General features: G+C 65.8%; 16 protein-coding genes and 2 pseudogenes. 4 read left to right on the top strand and 14 right to left on the bottom strand.

Going from position 1 to position 20,119, the window contains the following annotated elements; genetic code table 11:
- Positions 1 to 10: 10 nt before the first annotated feature.
- Positions 11 to 1,273 carry a M20/M25/M40 family metallo-hydrolase gene (locus F6X53_RS23395; RefSeq protein ID WP_151002801.1) on the top strand — a complete coding sequence of 421 codons (1,263 nt, stop codon included), beginning with the start codon at positions 11 to 13 and terminating at the stop codon, positions 1,271 to 1,273.
- Between the two features lie 380 nt (positions 1,274 to 1,653).
- On the opposite strand, the gene F6X53_RS23390 is transcribed toward F6X53_RS23395, so the two are convergent.
- The 6 genes and pseudogenes from F6X53_RS23390 to F6X53_RS33730 all read right to left on the bottom strand — a co-directional run bounded on the left by F6X53_RS23390 (position 1,654) and on the right by F6X53_RS33730 (position 8,714).
- On the bottom strand, positions 1,654 to 1,878 hold the full coding sequence (locus tag F6X53_RS23390) for a hypothetical protein (protein WP_151002799.1): 225 nt from the start codon (positions 1,876 to 1,878) through the stop codon (positions 1,654 to 1,656).
- Positions 1,879 to 1,972: 94 nt separating this feature from the next.
- Positions 1,973 to 5,509: a diguanylate cyclase domain-containing protein gene (locus F6X53_RS33735; protein ID WP_151002797.1), complete on the bottom strand. Its 3,537-nt coding sequence runs from the start codon at positions 5,507 to 5,509 to the stop codon at positions 1,973 to 1,975.
- Between the two features lie 306 nt (positions 5,510 to 5,815).
- Positions 5,816 to 6,067, bottom strand: a pseudogene (locus F6X53_RS23380) (transposase); the annotation flags it as partial.
- A gap of 98 nt (positions 6,068 to 6,165) precedes the next feature.
- Entirely contained in the window at positions 6,166 to 6,747 is a 582-nt protein-coding gene (locus F6X53_RS23375; protein ID WP_191970956.1) for a hypothetical protein, read from the bottom strand.
- A gap of 35 nt (positions 6,748 to 6,782) precedes the next feature.
- Positions 6,783 to 7,958 (bottom strand): zinc-dependent alcohol dehydrogenase, encoded by a 1,176-nt coding sequence (locus F6X53_RS23370; protein ID WP_151002795.1) that lies wholly within the window; start codon positions 7,956 to 7,958, stop codon positions 6,783 to 6,785.
- A gap of 627 nt (positions 7,959 to 8,585) precedes the next feature.
- Complete coding sequence (locus F6X53_RS33730) at positions 8,586 to 8,714, bottom strand: hypothetical protein (RefSeq protein WP_280526059.1); 129 nt, start codon at positions 8,712 to 8,714, stop codon at positions 8,586 to 8,588.
- Positions 8,715 to 8,892: 178 nt separating this feature from the next.
- Between F6X53_RS33730 and F6X53_RS33725 the strand changes: the two genes are divergently transcribed.
- Entirely contained in the window at positions 8,893 to 9,024 is a 132-nt protein-coding gene (locus tag F6X53_RS33725) for a hypothetical protein (protein ID WP_280526058.1), read from the top strand.
- 62 nt (positions 9,025 to 9,086) lie between these two features.
- The gene (locus F6X53_RS23360) at positions 9,087 to 9,881 is read left to right on the top strand and encodes a Crp/Fnr family transcriptional regulator (protein WP_151002793.1); all 795 of its coding nucleotides are present in this window, start codon (positions 9,087 to 9,089) and stop codon (positions 9,879 to 9,881) included.
- A 76-nt stretch (positions 9,882 to 9,957) separates the two neighbouring features.
- On the opposite strand, the gene F6X53_RS32585 is transcribed toward F6X53_RS23360, so the two are convergent.
- A complete protein-coding gene (locus tag F6X53_RS32585) occupies positions 9,958 to 12,540 on the bottom strand; it encodes a PAS domain S-box protein (RefSeq protein ID WP_373875969.1) in 2,583 nt (860 codons plus the stop codon).
- Positions 12,541 to 13,033: 493 nt separating this feature from the next.
- On the opposite strand from F6X53_RS32585, the pseudogene F6X53_RS23345 reads away from it, so the two are divergent.
- Positions 13,034 to 13,344: pseudogene (locus F6X53_RS23345) on the top strand (transposase); the annotation flags it as partial.
- A gap of 119 nt (positions 13,345 to 13,463) precedes the next feature.
- Here the strand turns inward: F6X53_RS23345 and F6X53_RS23340 are convergent.
- The 7 genes from F6X53_RS23340 to F6X53_RS23310 form a co-directional block, all read right to left on the bottom strand.
- Positions 13,464 to 14,561: a two pore domain potassium channel family protein gene (locus F6X53_RS23340; protein ID WP_151002791.1), complete on the bottom strand. Its 1,098-nt coding sequence runs from the start codon at positions 14,559 to 14,561 to the stop codon at positions 13,464 to 13,466.
- A gap of 7 nt (positions 14,562 to 14,568) precedes the next feature.
- Positions 14,569 to 15,408, bottom strand: coding sequence for an aldo/keto reductase (locus tag F6X53_RS23335; protein ID WP_151002789.1), 840 nt, complete (start codon positions 15,406 to 15,408; stop codon positions 14,569 to 14,571).
- 59 nt (positions 15,409 to 15,467) lie between these two features.
- Entirely contained in the window at positions 15,468 to 16,043 is a 576-nt protein-coding gene (locus F6X53_RS23330; protein ID WP_151002787.1) for a type 1 glutamine amidotransferase domain-containing protein, read from the bottom strand.
- Positions 16,044 to 16,104: 61 nt separating this feature from the next.
- Positions 16,105 to 16,437 carry an FmdB family zinc ribbon protein gene (locus tag F6X53_RS23325; RefSeq protein ID WP_151002785.1) on the bottom strand — a complete coding sequence of 111 codons (333 nt, stop codon included), beginning with the start codon at positions 16,435 to 16,437 and terminating at the stop codon, positions 16,105 to 16,107.
- Between the two features lie 79 nt (positions 16,438 to 16,516).
- The gene (locus F6X53_RS23320) at positions 16,517 to 17,671 is read right to left on the bottom strand and encodes a glutathione-independent formaldehyde dehydrogenase (RefSeq protein ID WP_151002783.1); all 1,155 of its coding nucleotides are present in this window, start codon (positions 17,669 to 17,671) and stop codon (positions 16,517 to 16,519) included.
- Positions 17,672 to 17,754: 83 nt separating this feature from the next.
- Positions 17,755 to 18,897, bottom strand: a complete 1,143-nt coding sequence (locus F6X53_RS23315) for an SMP-30/gluconolactonase/LRE family protein (protein ID WP_151002781.1) — start codon at positions 18,895 to 18,897, stop codon at positions 17,755 to 17,757.
- Between the two features lie 41 nt (positions 18,898 to 18,938).
- Positions 18,939 to 20,108: a zinc-dependent alcohol dehydrogenase gene (locus F6X53_RS23310; protein ID WP_151002779.1), complete on the bottom strand. Its 1,170-nt coding sequence runs from the start codon at positions 20,106 to 20,108 to the stop codon at positions 18,939 to 18,941.
- Between the last annotated feature and the right edge of the window lie 11 nt (positions 20,109 to 20,119).

Raw genomic sequence — 20,119 nt, 5'->3', positions numbered from 1 at the left:
CTGAGCCAGAATGTCCTCAACGAAAGCTGTCCGCGCCCAAATTTCGGTTGCCGTCGATGCGATGCTGCCGCAACTCATTGCCATGACCCAGGTGCTCGTGGCGGCCGCCTCGCCCAATCCTCCGAGCGACACCCGGGACGTTGCTAAGGTGGCGGAGGAGTTGCTGCGGCGGATTCCGGGCGTCGCGATCGAGTGGGTCGAGCCGGAGCCGGGCGTCGTCAGCTTGCTGGCCCGCATCTGCGGCAACGGATCCGGCCGGCGGATCATCTTCAACGGTCACCTCGACACATTTCCGATCGGCGAGAACCTGCCCTGGTCGGTGCCGCCGCTCGGCGGTGTGCTTAAGGATGGCCGGCTCTACGGCCGGGGCGTCTCCGACATGAAGGGTGGCGTCGCGGCCTCAATCCTCGCCGCCTCCATCCTGGCCGCGCACCGGGAGACCTGGGCGGGTGAGATCGTCGTCACGCTCGCGGGCGACGAAGAGAACATGGGATCACTCGGATCGGGCTACATGCTTAAGCACCTCCCGCACGCCAGCGGAGACGCCAACATCTGCGGGGATGTCGGATCGCCGATGGTCGTGCGTTTCGGCGAAAAGGGCCTCTACTGGCTTGAGATCGAGGCGAGTGGATCGCCGGCGCACGGCGCTCATGTTCACAAGGGGGTGAATGCGATTGACCGGTTGCGCACAGCGCTCGATGCGGTCAAGCAACTCGAGGCATTACCGGTGCAGGCGCCACCCGTCGTAACCGCCGCCATTGCCCGAAGTGCGTCGATCTCAGAGGCGCTATCTGGAGCAGGGGAGACCCGCACGCTCGAAAGCGTCACGGTGAACATCGGCATCATCGAGGGGGGCATCTCTCCGAACCTCGTGCCCACGCATGCACTGGCGCGTGCTGACATCCGGCTGCCGGTAGGCGTCAGCACGCAAGAAATCGACGCTCATCTCGACGCGTGGCTCTCACCGCTCGAGGGCGTGACTTGGCGCGTGATCCGGCGCTTTGAGCCCAACTACACGGATCCCGAGCATGAAATCGTCCGTTACCTGACCGAGGTGGCGGAAGAGGTGCAAGGCTCACGCCCCGCTCTCAACATGCGGGTCGGCGCTTCGGATTCGCGCTGGTATCGCATGCACGGCATCCCAACGGTCGTTTTCGGGCTGACCCCCTATAATATGGGCGGGCCCGACGAGTACATCCTGACCGACGAGCTGCGCGTCGTTGCAAAGGTTCATGCGCTGACGGCGTACGATTATCTGGCGAAGGTGTTGTAGCCACACGCCTGCGCGCTCCGGGAAGGAGACGTGCTGGGGACCTGTTGCAATCGGACTCAAGGATCGCAGGAGTAGCTCGTTCGAGCTCAATTTTCCGGTTTTGGCGCGGTCAAGACCCAAAGCCTACGCTGTCACAGCGTCCGCTTCCAGAAAACGGACGGGGGCGGCTGTACGACGGCCATGGACGCGAAGCGGCCGGTCCTGGCCGATTGCGGCCCGTCGGCTTTGCGGCCTGGGAAGGGGACAAGCGGACGTTCGGCGCGGCTCAGGTGAAAGCCTCCGAGTGACCCCTTGCAGACCTTCCAACCTGCCGCTTCGGATGTTCGCTTCAGGAGAAAAAGCGGACGTGGCACGGCCAGGCGTGTGAGCCTCGTTTTCGTTTACCGTGCGCCGGCGGCATGGGATGGCGGAACCTCGTAGACGTCGTAGCTGGCGGCATCGCTCTTGGGGCTGACGTGGCCGAAGCCTCGCGCGGCGCAACCGGATCTCCGATCCAGGAAGCAGTCCGCATCCGCGGGCGGGATCACGTCTCCGCCCGATCCGAGGCGGGCGGTGTCGCCATAGACGCGGCTCGAGTCTCTTTCGATCACGATGAAGCCTGCCATGCCGATCCCTTCCTTGGCTGCGATGTCCGGGAGTTGGTGCGGTGGGTGCCGGAGGCAGGGAAGGGAATTGGGCGAGGTGTGCGGATGGCTGCGGTCAGGCTAGCCGCACGAGCGAAGTTCTGCCGGCGGCGGATAGGTCCCACGTTCCGAGAAGCCACGGAATCCGAGAACCGGCCATCGGCTTGGCGTAGAGGAAACCTTGGGCGTAGTCGCAGCCCATCGCGCTGAGCCGCTGGGCCTGCCCCAGTGTCTCTACCCCTTCGGCCGTCACCCTCATCCCGAGGCTGCGGCCGAGACCGACCACCGCGGCCACGATCGCGTCGTCGTCGTCATCGTGCTCGATGTCCCGAACGAAGCTCCGGTCGATCTTGATGTGATCGACCGGGAACTGCTTCAGGTGCGTCAGCGAGGCGAAGCCGGTTCCGAAGTCGTCCAGCGAGATCAACACGCCGCTCTCGTGCAGGCGCTTGAGGGTGTCGGGAACGCTGTCCGAACCAGGGCCGAGAAAGACGGTCTCGGTGACCTCCATCTCGAACTGTGAGCTGGGAATGCCGTATGCGCCGAGCACCGCCAGGACATTGCCGGCGAGGTCGGGCTTGCGGAACTCGGCCGAGGCGAAGTTCACCGCCACGCGTCCGAAGCCGAGGCCCTTGTCGTTCCAGGAACGCATGTCCGCCGCCACCTTGCGGAGCACGGCGTCGCCGATCGCGGTCGCGAGCTCCGGGTTCTCGAAGGCCGAGCCGAAGTAGGCCGGCGCGAGCAGGCCCTTCTCCGGATGCTGCCAGCGCGCCAGCGCCTCGAAGCCAACGATCCGGCCGCTCTCGAAGCAGACTTTCGGCTGGTAGAAGGGCACGAACTGGTCGGCCTCGACTGCGGCCTGCACCTCCGCGGCGATGCTGAGACGATGCTCCATGTCGGTGCGCATGTCTGCCGAGAACAGCACCGCACCGCCCCTGCCTCGCGACTTCGCCCTATAGAGTGCGATGTCGGCGTCCTTCAGGAGCTCGCGGGAATCGCGGTGGTGCACCGGGAAGGCGGCGATCCCGGTGCTGGCCTTGCAGCTCAGCGAGTGGCTTCGGTAACCGAATGGCTGCCGCAGGCGCTCGACCAAGGTCTGGGCGTGGTTGGTGGTATGTTCGAGCCGCAACGGATCGACGAGGAGCAGGGCGAACTCGTCGCCGCCGAGGCGGGCTAGGAAGTCGCCAGGCCGCAGCCCGTCGCCGAGCCGGCGCGCCGCCTCGCAGAGCACGGCATCGCCGGCATCGTGACCGCGCACGTCGTTTACGTCCCGGAGACCATCGAGATCGAACAGGAGCAGGCTGACACAGGTTCCGCTACGCTCGGCGGCGGCCAGGAACTCCTCGAACCGCTGCTGGAAGAGCCTGCGGTTCGGCAGGCCCGTCAGGGCGTCGTAATTGGCCGCACGCCATGCCTGCTCCTCAGCCAGCTTCCTCTCGGTGATGTCGAAGGTGATCCCGACAAGCCGCTCCTCGTCGAGCCGCTCGACCGACGAGCACAGCCATAGCATCCGGCCGGCCGGCGAGCTGTACCGGAACTCCCGATACTCGCGGCTCTCGGAAGCCTGCAGGAAGCTCGCCATCTGGGCCCGGTCGTCCGGGTAGACGTGTTCAAAGAACGTCGAGTCTTCCGAAGGGAGACCCAGGACCTGCATCGAGTTCTCGGACCGGCGGCTGACGCCCGTCCTTACATTGTGCTCCCAGGCTACCATTCGGCCGGCACGGAGGGCCAACCGAAGCCGCTCCTCGCTCGACCGCAGGGCGGCGCCCGCTCTCCGCTGCTCGGTGACGTCGTGCATGGCGCCGACCATGCGCACGGCCTGGCCCCGATCGTTCCGGATGACGAAGCCGCGGTCGATCACTTCCGAGTAAGTGCCGTCGCGCCGCTCGAAGCGGTATTCGTCCGTCCAGCGGTCCTCCCGGCCTTCGACGAGGCGCGCGATGGAAGCTCCGACCCGCTCCCGGTCGTCCGGATGGATCTTGCTGCGCCACCAAGCGTCGGTGACGGTCATCTCGGCTTCGCCGTGGCCGAACAGGGCGGACGCGGATCCGTTCATTGTGAGGCGATCCGAGGCGAGATCCCAGTCCCAGATCGCGTCCCGGGTGGCGAGCGCGGCGAGACGGTAACGTTCCGCCTCCCCACAGAACACCACACCGTCTTCTGCGCAGCCAACGGCGTCCTGGGTTTCGCACTCGGCATCCGTACGGAGCGGCATGTCGGTGACATGGAGGCTCGAACGGTCGTGGAAGCGATACGTGTTCCGGCCCTCCGACTTGGCACGATAGAGGGCCCGGTCCGCGCAGGCGAACAGCGTGTCGGGATCGGCCGCGTCGCCGGGCGCCAGGGCGATCCCGATGCTGACACCGATGCCCGCGGGATATCCATCGAGATCGACCGGTGGCGCCATGGCCGCGATCAGCCGCTCGGCGAGCCGGGCAGCCGTCTCGGGAAGGGGGTGACCCATGTGGATGATCACGAACTCGTCGCCGCCGAGGCGCGCCACGGTGTCCTCGGCGCGCAGCACGGACTTCAAGCGCCGCGCCACGACGCGGAGGAGCGCGTCGCCGGCCTGATGGCCAAGTGTGTCGTTGACGATCTTGAACCGGTCGAGATCCAGGCAGAACAAGGCGAAGCCGGCAGCATGCCGCTCCGCCCGGACGAGCTCCCGCTCGAGCGACTCGTGGAACAGCAGCCGGTTGGGCAGGCCGGTCAGAGGATCGTGGCGGGCCATATGGGCCATCTGGCGCTCGGCTTCCTTCCGGCTGGAGATGTCTCGGATTGACGCGACGATGCCTTTCGGTGGGGCCGTGGCTTCGTCCCGCGTCAGGCCGAAGCAGATCTCGACCCAGATCCAGCTCCCGTCCTTGCGGCGGTAGCGATGCTGGGCCGTCGCGCGTCCGAGATTGCCCTCCGCCACATCCTTCAGGAGGGCAGCCAGGGCGTCGACCTCGTCCGGATGGACGAAATCGAGCGGCGTCGTGCCGACGAGCTCGGCAGGGTCGTAGCCGAGCAGAGTCTTCGCGGCCGGCGAGATGTACCGTCGCGTTCCGTCGAGATCGGACTCGACGATCATGTCCGTGGTGTTTTCGGCGAGCAGCCGGAAGCTGGTTCCGCTCTCGCGCGCCTCGCGCTCGGCCCGGCTCGAGCGGAGCTGGGCGACGACGATCCGCGCGAGATCCTCGAGTTGAGCCCGTTGTTCGCGATCGAAGATCCGGGGCACGCGGTCGATCAGGCAGAGGGAGCCGACATTGATCCCGGGTGCAACGACGAGAGGAGCACCAGCGTAGAAGCGGGTGTAGGGCTCGCTGGTGACGAGCGGGCTGGTCGCGAAGCGCTCGTCCAGCGTGGCATCCTCGACCACCAGTACCTCACTGGAGCAGATGGTGTAGGTGCAGAGCGAGTGCTCCCGCGGCGTCCCGTCGAGATTCAGGCCGCACTTTCCCTTGAACCACTGTTGGGTCTCTCCGACGATCGACACGTAGGCGATCGGCACGCCGAACAGAGTGCGGGCCGTCCGGCAGATCGCGTCGTACTGAGGCTCGACCCCGGTGCTCAGGCCGAGATCGTGCAGAGCACCAAGACGCTCGACTTCCAACGGATGCAACGGATACATGTCGCCCCTTGTTGGGCCCTATCCGCCGCGCGGAACCCCCTCAGAGCCCTGGAGGACCGTAGAAATCACCGGTTAAGAATTACACTACGAAAACCAAGCAAAACGGCCGGACGGCGTTCGCCGGAAAGGAATAGATGCATCCGACAAGCTGGCCTTATGCGGATGCGAGGCAATTAGCACCCATCGCCGTCTAGATCGCTCGACGAGATCATGCCGCCACAGGTCTTTGACCTGCCCGGCACGCGCTCACGGCCTGCCAATGACATGCAGCAGCCTGAACTTGTACCGCAGATCTGCCTGCGGCTACGCTTTGCTCCAGTCGAGCGCGTCCGCATCCTGAAGCCGCTCCCGCATCAAGCGATGCAGGGCAGCCCAGACCCCGGCCGCCTCCCGTGGGCCTAGCCGCCGTTGACTCGTCTTGCCGCTGCAGCCCACCTCCGAGCGCGGCAGGTGCTTCCGCTGCATGCCGGAACGCAGAACCAGGATGATACCGGCCAACGCCGCCCGATCCGAGTTGCGCGGCCGACCGCCTTTCGGCTTCTCAGCCTCAGGCGGCAGAAGAGGCTCGACATCTTCCCGCGCGGCTTAAATCTTCGCACGCGTGGGGATGCATACTGCACAGGTTAGCGGAAGCTCTTGGCCAAGTCCGGGCTGCCTCAAGTGGCCGGAATGCGCTTCGAGACTGCGGCGAGAGGCGGGGCATGCCGCAGGTCGGACGGTGTCTTGAAATCCCGGGCCGCGCCGCGAGACGCCTGGACGCCGCGCGGAAAGCCGCTGCGATCCCGGTAAGATCTTTTCCGGCCCGCCCCGCGGCTGTGCCGCACCGCGGTGGCTTGGGCATCAATCAGGTCGACTGCCGTGATGCCGAGCAGCAGGGCCAGAGCGACGACGACATTGTCGCGCTTCGGATTGTCCGGCCGAAGCGCCGTCATCACGGTTGCGATGTCGAGGCCGTCGCCGGCGACCCGGCTCCAGAGGCCGAGATTTTTGTCGACCGACAGCGAGAGAATGCCGCTGCCGATCTCGCGGGCTCCGTAGACGCGCACCAACGCCTCCTTGCCCTCCATCCCGAGCGCACGCGTGATACGCCTGGGTGCCAGAAGTTCGGTGAGACCCAGCCCGAGGCTGAACCAGCCGAGCCCCCTGGCGAGGCTCTCTGGTATGCCGCGCGAACGCGGCCCGGAATGGATGACCTTCGGATCTCCCTTGGATCGCGTGATGTTCGAGAGGCTCGTCATGCTTGACAGGTTCGTCATGGTCCCTCCGCGAGGTGTCAGGGTTTGAGGACGACCTTGATGCAGCTGTCCTGCTTGTCCCGGAACATCCGGTACATCTCGGGTCCTTTGTCGAGCGGAACCTCGTGCGTGATGACGAAGGAAGGGTCGATTTGCTCTTCCTCGATCCGGCGCAGGAGATCGGCAGTCCAGCGCTGGACGTGGGTCTGCCCCATACGGAAGGTCAGGCCCTTGTTCATCGCTGCGCCCATCGGGATCTTGTCGGCCAAACCGCCGTAGACGCCCGGGATCGAGATCAGGCCACCGGGTCGGCACACATAGATCATCTCGCGCAGCACATGCGGCCGGTCACTCTCAGCCAGGAGGATCTGCTTGGCCCGGTCATAGACCGTATCCGGCATGGAGGGTGTGACGTGGCTTTCCATGCCGATACAGTCGATGCACTTCTCGGGACCCTCGCCACCGGTCAACTCGTTCAGCCGCTCGACGACGTTCTCTTCATCGAAATTGATGGTGATCGCGCCTCCCGCCTCGGCCATCTCCAGCCGCTCCGGCAGGTGGTCAATGGCGACGACCTGTTCGGCCCCTAAGAGGATCGCCGAGCGGATCGTCATCTGACCGACCGGCCCACAGCCCCAGATCGCCACGGTGTCAGTTGGCTGGATGTCAGCCTGTACGGCTGCCTGCCAGCCAGTTGGGAAGATGTCCGAGAGGAAGAGCAACTTCTCATCGGGGATGCCGTCAGGCACCTTCTGGACGGTCGAGTCGGCGAACGGCACGCGCAGGTACTCGGCTTGGCCGCCCGGGTAACCGCCAGTGAGATGCGAGTATCCGAACAGGCCCGCAGTGGTGTGGCCAAAGACCTTGTCGGCAAGGTACTTCTTGCGGTTGCTCTTCTGGCAGACGGAAAAGTAGCCGCGCTTGCACTGGTCGCACTCGCCGCAGACGATGGTGAAGGGCACCACAACCCGGTCGCCCTTCTTCAGCTTGCCATTGAGCCCGTGCCCGGTCTCGACGACTTCGCCCATGGTCTCGTGACCCAAGACGTCGCCTGGGAGCATGGCGGGAATGAAGTTGTGAAACAGGTGCAAGTCCGAGCCGCAGATCGCGCAACTCGTGACTTTGACGATAACGTCGCGCCCGTCTTCGATCTCCGGATCGGTGACAGTGTCGCAGCGAATATCTTCCTTCCCATGCCAAACCAGGGCTCGCATGGCATTTTTCTCCCATCGGCTGAGGTGCGAAGGCCAATTCGAAGCTGCACGGCCCTTTCGGGCTTGAGCCCCCGCGAGGATGGTGGGCGGGATCGCAACGAGGCGAACCGGGACGGGCGCCGCCTCGTTCCCGCGGACAAATCCCTAGGAAACCTCCGGTGTGAGCAGGTTTCTCAGGCGCGAAGAGGGCTTGCTTCGCGGGGCGGCCGTGTCCGCGTAGATCCTATGGAAATGCCCGGATCGTCTTACGAGACGCGCTACGTCACCTTCGCGCCCACGAGGGTGGCCCGGCCGCCCCGCCGGTCTGGAGGGCCGCCGTGACCGATGTTCTTTCGCAAGACGACCAGGACGCCTGCGCGCGCGAAGCCTCCGCGGCGATTGAGGCTGCGCTTGACCATCGGCGTCCCGAGATGAAGATCGCCTTCTGGACCGCCGTCGATAAACTCTATCGGCTAGACTCCTCGCGTGGCCGTCAGCCAGAGGCGGCATCAAGCCGGCGCCCGGACGTCCCGCCACCCACGCAGGCGCGATAGGGATTGATCTACGGACGTATCCCAGGAACGAGAACGGCAGCGCCCGGTTCGCAACGACAGCGGCGCCCGGGCCGCCCAGGGCCTCGCGAAAGGTCTACACATGCTGCCCGTCCTCGAACGCGCGTCGGGCGCCACCGTGATGGGGATCGTCCTCCTCGACGTGTTCCTCACCATTCTCTACGCGCGCGTCGGCACTGTCCTGATCGCCGAGCATGCCGCGCATCTCGTCCGGGCCGTTCTCCGCAGTACCGCTGACCCGGCCGGGTCGCGACGCGGTACGGTGCTATCTTTCTGCGGCCCGGCCAGCCGGAGGCATGGGCGGCCGATCCCGACGAGCGGCAGCGGTGGCGTGCCCACTGGAAGAGGACAGTGTCCCGGCTCGCTGAGGAGGCATCGCGGTCGTGCAAGACGAGACGGCGGCGCAGGCCTACCTCGACTTGCGCGCGCAATGGTCCCGGCACATCGTGCGGCTCGCCCTTGCCATGGCCTACCGAGGCAAGGACATCGAGGCGCACGGCTCGGAGGCCTCCTAAGGAACAGGCCGGATGTACCCACGCTGCCGGGAAGGTAGGGCAATCATCCTGGAGGAAGCCCGATGGAGACACTCGCCCTGACCGCCCTGATGAATGCCGCCGTGCCTGGGGCAACTCGCGTATCGCGGCATCCGAGCAAGGCGCCTGCAGACGACGGTTGCCTCTGCGCGCTCGCACGCAGACTTGAGAGTCTGACTCCACTGGCAGAACAGGATCGCGCGGCGCTTGAGGCGCTGAGAGGCTTTGTCCGGTCAGTTCCGCGGAACACCGTCCTCATGGAGCAGGAAGGCGTGGCCGACCATGCTCTCGTCGTTTTGGCGGGGTTCGCGAGTCGTTATAAGCGCCGCGTGTCCGGTCGTCGCCAGATCGTTGGCTATCTCGTCCCGGGCGATTTCTGCGACCGAGGCGCTCTCCATGCCTACCCGCTCGATCACGCGATCGAGACCCTCACCGACTGCCGGATCGCCAAGGTCCCCCGCGTCGCCTACCTTGACTTGCTCGGCCGGCATCCCCGTATAGCGCTCGCGCTTCAGCACGCGAGGCTTGCCGAAGAGGCGACGACGCGCGAGTGGGTGGTCAATCTAGGCATGCGCTCAGGCCTTGAGCGCACGGCGCATCTCTTGTGCGAGTTGATGGAGCGCTTGGAATCGATCGGCCACGCCTCGGACGGTCGGTATGACTTGCCGCTGACGCAGGTGGATCTCGCCGACGCGCTCGGCCTATCGAGCGTGCACGTGAACCGCGTGCTCCAAGCGCTACGGCGCGACGGGCTGATCTCGTTACAGGGGCGCTGCTTGCAGATCCTCGCGCCGCGGCAGCTGCAGCAGCTCGCCGAGTTTGAAGGCGGTTACCTCTAGTGTTCGCTGCCGGTCTTCCATGGCGCATCGTTGTCCGGTTTCCACGCGGGCGCCAGGCTGCGACCCAGGCGCCAGGCTAAACGGCGGGACGCACGCCGGCTGCGGTCGCGATGAGCACCGCCTCAGGCAGGGTGCGGACACCGAGCGCTTCCATAACCCGGGCGCGGTGGATCTCCACCGTGCGCGGGCTCAGGCCCAGCGTGCGGGCGATGGACTTGTTGGTACCGCCCGCGAGCAAACCCTCCAACACCGCGCGCTCGCGTGCAGTCAGAGCCGCGACCCGATCACGCGATTCGTTGTGCTCACGCGTCCGCTCCGCGGTGTCGCGGATTTCGGCCAGCGCCGTTTTAACGGCGAACAGCAGCGCACCCAGTGTCCAGGGGGCTTCGAGGAAATCGACCGCTCCCGCCTTCATGATGCGCACCGCGAAGCCAACGTCGCCCCCGCTCGCGCCGACCGCCACCACGGGCAGGTGCGAGCGCGAGGCCTTCAGCTCGGTTGCGACCACTATGCCGCCAGCCTCCTCCAGATCGAGCACAACGCAGCCCGGCATCAGCGAGCCCGCCATCTTCAGGAAGGCCTGACCGCTCGCGAAGGCCTGCACCTCGTAACCGGCGTCCTGCAGCGCACCAACGAGGCCACGCCGGCTGTCGTCTCCGACCGCGATCACATAGGCGCGCAGGCTGGTGTCGGTGGTGACGTCCTGCGCGATCCCGCCCACTAATCGGATGTGCCCGTCGTTCGCTGAGATCGGGAAGAAGGTATCGCGGATGCAGCGAACTTCGCGATCCGAGGTGCGTACGATACGGTACTTCAGAACCAGCGTCTCGCCGTGGCCAACTCGCTCCAGCGCCCGTTCTACACCGTCGCGGTCCTCCGGATGGATGCTGGCGAGCCAACTCGCGACATCCGGCATGCCTTCGGCGGGCACGCCCCAGACCTGCGCGAAGGCCGGGCTGAGGTAGTCGAGTTGCCCGCTCTCGAGGTCGGCCAGCCAGAGCACGTTCGCCGAATGCTCGGCAAAGCGCCGGAAGCGCTCCTCTGCCATCTTGCGATCGTGAATATCAGTTGCCGCACTGAACCATCCCGTGATGCGTCCCTCCACATCACGAACCGGAACGGACCGCGTCAGGAACCAGCGATATGGGCCGTCGTGCCGGCGGATCCTGGCCTCGATATCGAAAGCAACGCCCACCTCCAGCTGATGCACCCAGGCAGCACGGCTCGCGCTGCGCTCGCTGGGGTGGAATACGAGCTCCGGCCAGCGTTCGGGAGGCTCGTCCGTGATGCCCGTGTATGTGTACCATTGATCATTGGCGAAGGTGACCGCGCCCACGGGATCAACGTACCAGACGAAGGTGGGGATAAGATTCGTGAGCTGCCGAAACCGTTCTTCACTCTGGCGCAATGCGGCATCAGCTCGGGCTCGCTGGATACTGGCCCAGATCCGATCCGCGACCTCGCCGATGAGCTCGACCTCCGTATTCCTCCACTGGTGCGAGCCTGCATGGTGAACATACAGAACGGCAGCGAGAACTCCGTCCTTAACCAGAGGGAAATTGATCACCGCGCGGGCCTGATCGGCCTGGTAAATCGCCTCGATCTCGTCCCCCGGCCTGCGCCCTTCGGCGAGCGCATCGTCGTGTCGGGTCATGCGCCCGGCGCGTAGTTCCGCCGCCACGGCTGCGCCGAGGTCCTGCAAGCGACGCTGCCCGGTGGGGCTCGCCATCCCGGCGCGGCTCCAGACGTTGTTCACGCTGAGCATCTCGCCGGGGGCGACCTCCAAATAGCCCACACGGTCCGCCTGTAGATGCTGGCCGAGCATCTCGGCCGCGAGGCTCATCGCCTGGCGAGGGTCGCTGAGTCTGTGCAGCCGGTCGCCCAGAGCGAGGAGGAAGGTTTGGCGCGCCTCGCCCTCGCGCAGCCGTTGCTCGATGCGCTTGCGTTCAGTGATCTCGAGCGCCGCGCCGATGAAGCCGACGGGCTCACCGTTCTCAAAGGTCGTCCACCCCTTGCTTGCTACCCAACGCTCCACACCATCGTCGATCCCGATCACGCGGTATTCGATACCGTAGATCCCGTCGCCAGAGGGATTCCGGCATTGTGCGACGGCGGCCTCGACGCGCGGGCGATCTTCGGGATGAATACCAGCGAGCCAAACGTCGTGGTTGACTACTGCGTCGGGGGCAAGACCCCACATGGCCTTGAGACGCGCATCCCATTCCAGCGCGCCGGATCCCGGGTCCCACGAGTAAGGTGAAAGGCCCACAAGATCGATGGCCGCCTGAAGTCGGGCCTGCGTTTCGCGCAGCGCAGCCTCGTTCCGGACGCGCTGGGTGGTCTCATGGACGGTGCAGAGCACGCCACGGACCATTCCCCCTTCATCGCGAACGGGGCTGTAGGAGAAGGAGAACCAGGTTTCCTCCGGATAGCCTCTGCGCAGCAGCGTGAACGGCAGGTCCTCGAAATAACTGGCCTCTCCTTTCATCGCCCTTGCGGTGATCGGTCCGACGATGTCCCAAGCCTCTGCCCAGACCTCCGGGAAAGGCGCCCCGAGCCCCTCCGGCTTGTCGGCCATAATCGGAATGTAGGCATCATTATAGAAGCTCGTGAGCGCCGGTCCCCAAGCCAAGAAGGTCGGAAATGCGGAGCTGAGCACGATGCTCAAGGCCGTGCGCAGCGATGGAGGCCAAGTCTCAATCGCTCCGAGAGGTGTGGTCGCCCAAGCGTAGCTGCGCACCCGTGCGCCCATGAGGCCACCATTGGCCTGTTGTTCAGCGCTGCTCATGATTGCCCGGTTAAAAAACCGGCTGACTATAAGCGCCGTTCTTGCCGTACGCGATCATCCGGCCATAGATGACCTAGCTGCCCTCAGACAATCCAGCGCCTTTGTTTGTGTCCTAACTCCGTCGTACGCGAATTGCATGGTGGTGGGAGTTGATACGTAAGTTCCTACGTAGACCTCCCCGCCGACGAATGCAGCTCCGTGACCACTGAGCGCACAGCTCGCACCAAAGCGAGCAAAGTTCGCTAAGGTAGCGTCCACAGACGAGATGTAATTTCCGGGACCGCTTCAGTGGGGTTTGGGGTGGCCATCGGGGCCGGCGGCTCACGTCGAGTTTGCGGACTTCAACCCGAGCCAGGAGCCCCCGATGACCGACGACAGAGTGGCACAGACCGAGGCGCTGCGAGACGTGCCGACGATGGCAAGTTCCTGCGCTCGCTCGCCGAGACGGTCCTGCAAATTCTGATGGAGGCCGACGTGGAGGGCCTGATCGACACGGGGGCCGCTACGAGCGCTCGGGAGGGCAGTACCTACCGCAACGGCTACCGCGAGCGCAGCCTGGACACGCGGCTGGGCTCCCTCAACCTGCAGATCCCCAAGCTCCGGACCGGCAGCGACTTCCCGGGTTTCCTGGAGCCGCGTCTTACGGTGGAGAAGGCCCTGGTCGCCGTGATCCGATCGTGCAAACGGACATTGTGTGAAGGGCAAGATTTAGCCGACCTCAGACATGCAGACTTAGAACTCCCTTAGTGAACCTCGAGACTGCTTGAGTACCAGCCTCCGAGTGACACAGCGCATCATCGGCGCTTCTCTCCACTGGGTTTGAATTCGTCGATATGGTAGGCCATCGTGGGTGCCAGTCGCGCGATATGCGGCTGCCATTGTGCCCTCATTGCGAGGTAAGTCTCCGCTCCTGCCTCATCGGGCGTCGTCTCGACGCCGGCTGCCGAGAGCCGCCTGACAGCCGCTGCGAAGCGAGTGCGCCATGCGTCGCTTTCGGCGCTGGTCACGTCGGCCGGGACGGGTAAATCTCCGGGTAAAAACGTCATTTCGAGCGTGATGACGAGCAGCATGGCAACGCGCCAGATTGCATCGACGGCGGCGGTCTCCTTCAGCCATACCGCCTGACGGTCTGCAATTCCGCTGCGGATCAGTGACACCGTGTCGAGGGCGATGAATGCCTGTGCCGAGACCGAATAGAAGGGCTGCCGGAAGCGGAAGTAGAACAGCACGGGATAGAAGTGATGCGCCTCCTTCATCTCGGCCATGGACGCCGCGACGTCGGCCAAGTGGGTGTAGCCTGAGGTGAACTGCCCCTGTGGCCCGAGACGCGCCAGAAGTTCGGCCGCGTCGGCGGTTTCACCCGCCAACAGATGGAGCTTCAGGCCGAGCGCGTTGCGTTGCCGAAGGGCGCTGTAGACCTGCATGACGTAGGTCAGGACCAGCGACGTTGCCGACATCCCAATAAGCGAGTTTACGAGGTAGAGGACACGGTAGGCGTCGGTGGCCGGCTTGAAGTCGCTGGCCCCCACGATCGCCATGCTGCTGCCGCCCGCATAGAGGGCGGTCACAAAGTCGACCGGCGTCTCGCCGCTGCTCGCCCGAACCGCTGTCCCCAGCGCGGGGTGGATGATCAGGCCGGCTCCGAGGGTCAGGCCCAGGGCCCAGAGCAGGACGTAGACGATGAGGATGACCGGCCCGCAGAAGGAGAGCACAGGGCCTCGTCTCTGCCCAAATTTATCGGCGACACGGCGGAAGATTGCCCAGGTGAGATGGGCGACGCGATCCGCGATCAGGCCTGTCCCGATGCGCGCGTAGAGGACCGTCAGGAAGATGTCGGTGAGGACGACACCCATGACGAGCGCGCCCGACGCCTGCTCCAGCCAATGGGGCATCACGGGCCTACAGCATGGGAAGCCGGCGCGGTCGGGGGCCGAGCGGGAACGCCACGTCGAGCCGGGCGATCTCGGCTTCCGTCAGCGACAGCGCGCCGGCGCCCGCGTTGTCGGTGGCGTGCTCGGGGCTGGAGGCCTTGGGGATCGTGAAGCAGGACGGCCGCCGCACCAGGAAACGGAGAGCGACCTGGCGCGCGGTCGCGCCGTGGTTTGCTGCGATGTCCTCCAACATGCGACCGCCCGGCGTGCGCGGGCCGGGGAAGCTGCTATGACCGAATGGGCTGTAGGCGACTACGGCGACGCCGTGCTCCTCGCACCAGGGCCGCACGGCGTGCTCGATCGCGCGCTCTTCCAGGTGGTAGAGGACCTGGTTGCAGGCGATCCGGCCCTCGCCCCCAGCGTTCCACGCGGCATCGAGGTTGGGCACGTCGAAGTTGCTCACCCCCCAAGACAGGATCTTGCCCTGTTCGCGAAGCCGCTCGAAGCCGGCGAAGGTGTCCTCGAGCGGGTGCGGACCGGGCCAGTGCAGGAGGTAGCAGTCCAGCCTGTCGGTGCGCAGGCGCGCGAGCGAGCGCTCGCAGGCCGCCACCGTCCCTTCACGAGAGGCGTTGCTGGGGAGGACCTTGGAGACGAGGAAAACCTCGTCGCGCCGTCCGGTGATCGCCTCGCCGACCACGGTCTCGGCGTCGCCGTACATCTCGGCGGTGTCGAAGTGGGTCATGCCGAGATCAAGGCCGCGGCGCAGGGCAGCGACCGCGGTGGGCCGGTGCGCGTCGTCGATGTACCAAGTTCCCTGGCCGATCACCGCAACCTCGCGCGGCACGGGACCGAACGGGCGCCGCTCCATGCTCTCCCCTCCTCGCGAATAAGGCGCGTGCTCCGCAGCGCCGATTGGGTCGGCAGGTCTCACTCAGCCGCTGTCTGTCGCGGTTGCCTGCGTGCGCTGGCGAACAGCCTGATCACCTCCCGGTTGAATGCCGAAATGTCGTCGGGCTTGCGGCTCGTGACCAAGTTCCCGTCCACAACGACCTGCTGATCCACCCAGTCCGCCCCGGCATTCGTGAGATCGGTTTGAAGCGAGGGCCAGGAGGTCAGGCGCCGTCCGCGTGCGGCACCCGCCTCGATGACGGTCCATGGACCGTGACAGATCGAAGTTACGGGCTTGCCCGCGTCGAAGAAGGCTCTCGCGAACGCGACCGCTTCGGGCAGCGTCCGGAGCCTGTCGGGGTTGATGACGCCGCCCGGCAGCAGGATCGCGTCGAAGTCCTCAGGCCGGGCACTGTCGAGTGGCATGTCCACTGGGAACGTCTCGCCCCAATCCGTGAACTTCCAGGCCTTCACCTGGCCGTCCTTGGGCGACACGAGCCAGGTCTCGGCGCCTGCCGCATCGAGCGCCTTGCGCGGCTCGCTCATCTCGACCTGCTCGAAGCCGTCCGTCACCAGGATCGCGACCTTCAGGCCGTTGAGGGTTTCAGAAGCCATGTTCGCGCCTCTTCGACGAAGATTGGGTTCTTCGGTAGGAACGGCTCTTGTGGGACGGCGCTCACCGCCCGCTCCGACGCACCGGCCCGCTCGAGGAGAAGACGCGGCCACCGTTCGAGGACAGTGCGCTCGGAATCGGCCACCGGCGCACGCAACAGCCGCAGCCGGCGGGATGGGCCGCCTTCGTGGCAGGTTGGCTGCTGACATTACGCTCGTTCGAGGCGAGGACGCTGCGCCGGGTCGGGTCCATGCCGGCGATGGCGGGAGCTCTGAGGAACGTTCGCAACGCCCCGGCCCCGCAGGCCGGGCAGGCGCATGGATCACGGAACTCCACCATCGGCCGCATCGCCGTGAACGGCCCGCAACCTTCGCAAGCGTAGTCGTAGGTCGGCATGAGATCCTCGATTCACGAGGGCGATGGAGAGACGGCGGCGAAGCGTTCCATGGAACGGCCGCCCGCCTGGATCGGTCGGTTACGCGGCCGGCTTCAGGATCACCTTGGTCCAGCCCTCGTCGCGCGCGTCGAAGTGCTGGTAGGCGTTCGGTGCCTCACCCAGCGGAAGCTCATGCGAGACGATGAAGGACGGCTTGGCGCGGCCGGTCGAGATGAGGTCGCGCAGCTGCCGGTTGTAGGCTTTCACGTTGCACTGCCCGGTGCCGATCGTCTGACCCTTGAACCAGAAGAGGCCGTGGTCGAAGACGATCTCGCCCTGCTTGTAGAGCGGGTCCTGGGGCGCCGGATCTTGGGGCGTGTAGACGCCGACCACACCGATGCCGCCGGTGAATTTCACCGACTTCACCAGGTCGTTCATGGTCATGTTGGGGTGCTCGGTGCCCTCCGGGTCGTGGGCCTGATAGCCGACGCACTCGCAGCCGCGGTCGGCGCCGATGCCGTTCGTGAGCTCCATCACCTGGTCCACCGGAGAGCCCTTCGAGTCGTCGATGGGCAAGGCTCCGATCGAACCCGCGAGGCGCAGGCGGTCGGGATGGCGATCGACGACCATGACCATGCAGGCACCCTTGATCATCGCCGCGTGGGCCGCCATGAGGCCGACGGGGCCGGCTCCGTAGATGACGACCGACTCCCCGGGACGCAGTCCTGCGAGTTCGGTGCAGTGCCAGCCGGTCGGGAAGATGTCGGCCAGCATCACGTAGTCGTTCTGCCGCTCCTCCGCATCCGGCGGCAGCTTCAGGCAATTGTAGTCGCCGTAGGGGACGCGCAGCAGATCGGCTTGGCCGCCCCGGTAGGGGCCCATGTCGGCAAAGCCATACGCGGCGCCGGCCATGTTCGGCACGACGCTTCGATCCGCCGTGGTCAGGCAGAACGCGCTCAAGCCGCGCTCGCAGTTCCTGCAGAACCCGCAGCCGATGTTGAAGGGGATCGCAACCCAATTCCCGACCTTCACCCGGTCCACGGCATCGCCCACTTCGGCCACCTGGCCGAGGTTCTCGTGCCCGAACACGCCGCCCTGCGGGAAGTCGGTCCGGCCCTCGTACATGTGCAGGTCGGAGCCGCAGATGTTGGTGCTCGTGATACGCACCAGCACGTCGGTCGGCTTCTCGATCTTCGCGTCCGGCACGTCCTGCACCGCCACGTCGCGAGGTCCGTTGTAGACGACTGCTCTCATGACACCCTCCTTGGGTTAATCGCCTGAATCGTTTTCACTTGGCGTTGCAGGCGGCCGAAGGGGACTCTGGCTCTACCTCCGTCTCATGGCCGCCGCGTCCCCGTCCCCTCGATGCGCCACAACTGCGTCGTGAGGCGCGGGCCGTTCTCGGGCTTGAACCAGCTCATGTCCTGGATGCGCGAGCTCGTGACGTAGATCGTGCCGTCGGGTCCCTCGGAGAACGTGTCGGGCCAGCGCAACCGGTCGTCCTGGACGAGGGTCGTGTCGCGACCGCTGTCGCGGACCTTCACGGCGTTGTCCTCGATGGCGCTGAGGTAGAGCCGCCCGCGCTTGTCGATCCACAGGCCGTCTGTGGGCTCACTCTCGCCGACCCGCTCGATGCGGGATTCCAGCTCCCTCGCGGACAGGCGCGGATCGTCGAGCGCCTCGGTCGCGATGCGATACAGCGTCCTGCCGGTCAGCGCCTTCCAGTAGAGGTGACTGCCATCGGGGGAGAGCGCGATGCTATCGGCCGCGAATTCGACGCCGCGGCCGTCGGGCCGGCGCAGCTCCTGTCCATCCGTCCTCACCACAACACCCTTTTCCGGCTGCGTGCTTGGATGGCCGTCAAGGACGCGTCGCGCGTCGCCACTCTGGAGATCGACGACGATGAGCGCGCCCTTCGCGCCCGCATCCGTCAGGTACGCACGGCGCCCGTCTGGGCTGAAGCGCACGTCGTTGAGGTAGCTGCCCTGGGGCGCCACCGCCTCGGCGAAGGGGATGGTTTGCGCGACCTTGTTCGCCCTCAGGTCAATCCGGACAAGCTTCGGTCCACCCGGGACGACCTGCGCGGTCGCCGGAGCCGCGGCATCGACCACCCAGAGGCTTCCGAGCCCGTCGGCTACGACGCTCTGCACGCAAACGAAGTGGTCATTCGCGGAGATCTGGTCCTTCTTGGCGTTTCGCCAGGCGTTCCATTCCTCGTTCGGGTAGGGCTTGACCTGGCCATTCTCCGTGACTTCGGCGACGGAGACGGGCGCGTCCTCGCTCCAGCGCGGGAAATTCACGAAGATGCGCCCATCCGCCGCGACCGTCACCCCAGTGACCTGGTGCTCGAAGCTCGCCACGAGCTGCAGCCGCGCCGTGCCGCCCGGCACCGGAGCGGCCTGCTGCTGCGCGAGGGATGCGCCGCTGGAGAGAAGCGCCAACGCGAGGGCGGTGGATGCAGTGGCCGCGAAGTTGGTCATGGTTACCTCATCGGCACGGGCAAGCTTGCGACTGGCGGCTCCTAGGGCGCGAATACCGCGCGCACGCAGCCGTCCGTCTTGTGCTTGAACATGTCGTAGCCGCGCGGTCCATCCTCGAGCGAGAAGCGGTGCGTGGCGAGGTAGGCCGGGTTGAGCTCGCCCTTCTGGGCATGCGCGAGCAGCCGGTCCATGTAGGCCTGCCCATGCTGCTGGGCGGTGCGCACCGTCATGCCCTTGTTCATGATGACGCCCATCGGGAACTTGTCGATCAGCCCGTAGACGCCGAGCACCGACAGCGTGCCGCCCTTGCGGCAGGCCATGACGGCCTCGCGGAGCGCCTGGGCGCGGTCCGTCTCCAGGCGCAACGCCTGCTTCAGGCGGTCGTAGGCGTATTGGGATCCGGTGCCGTGCGCCTCCATCCCGACGGCGTCGATGCAGGAATCTGGCCCGCGCCCGCCCGTCATCTCCTTTAACGCTTCCAGGACGCTGGGCACTTGCGTGTAGTCGATTGTCTCGGAGCCGGCGTGCTCGCGCGCCATCCGTAGCCGCTCGGGGAAGCGGTCGATCGCGATCACCCGCTCGGCGCCCATCAGTCGCGCGCTCTGCTGCGCCATCAGGCCCACGCCGCCGCACCCCCACACCGCGACCGTGTCGCCCGGCTGGATGCCGCAGAAATCGGCGCCCATGTAGCCCGTCGGTGCGGCATCGGAGAGGAACAAAGCCGTCTCATCCGCGACGCCGTCGGGCACCTTGAAGCAGTCCACGTCGGCATGAGGCACGCGGATATACTCAGCGTGGGATCCCGCATAACCACCAAAGGCATGCGTATAACCGTAGATGCCGGCCGTCGGATAGCCGAGCAGCGGCTCCTGGAGTTCCGGCTTCGGGTGGGTGCAGTCGCAGAGGGAGAAGAGTTTCTGCTGGCAATACCAGCATTGACCGCAAGCAATGAACGAGGGGACGACGACCCGGTCGCCTTTCTTCACCTGTTTCACCTCCGGCCCGACCTCGACGACCTCGCCCATGAACTCGTGGCCGATCACGTCGCCGGCTTTCATGGTCGGGATGTAGCCGTCGATGAAATGCAGGTCCGAGCCGCAGGTGGTCGACAACCTGACTTTCAAGACGGCGTCGTGAGGGTTGACGATCTCGGGGTCCTTGACGGTTCCGACGCGCAGGTCGTTGACGCCATTCCAGTAGAGCGCGCGCATGACCAGGCTCC

The organism is Methylobacterium soli (assembly GCF_008806385.1).
Taxonomy (GTDB): domain Bacteria; phylum Pseudomonadota; class Alphaproteobacteria; order Rhizobiales; family Beijerinckiaceae; genus Methylobacterium; species Methylobacterium soli.
The sequence above is the reverse complement of the archived record's forward strand: the minus strand, read 5'-3'. Positions and strand labels throughout refer to the sequence as shown.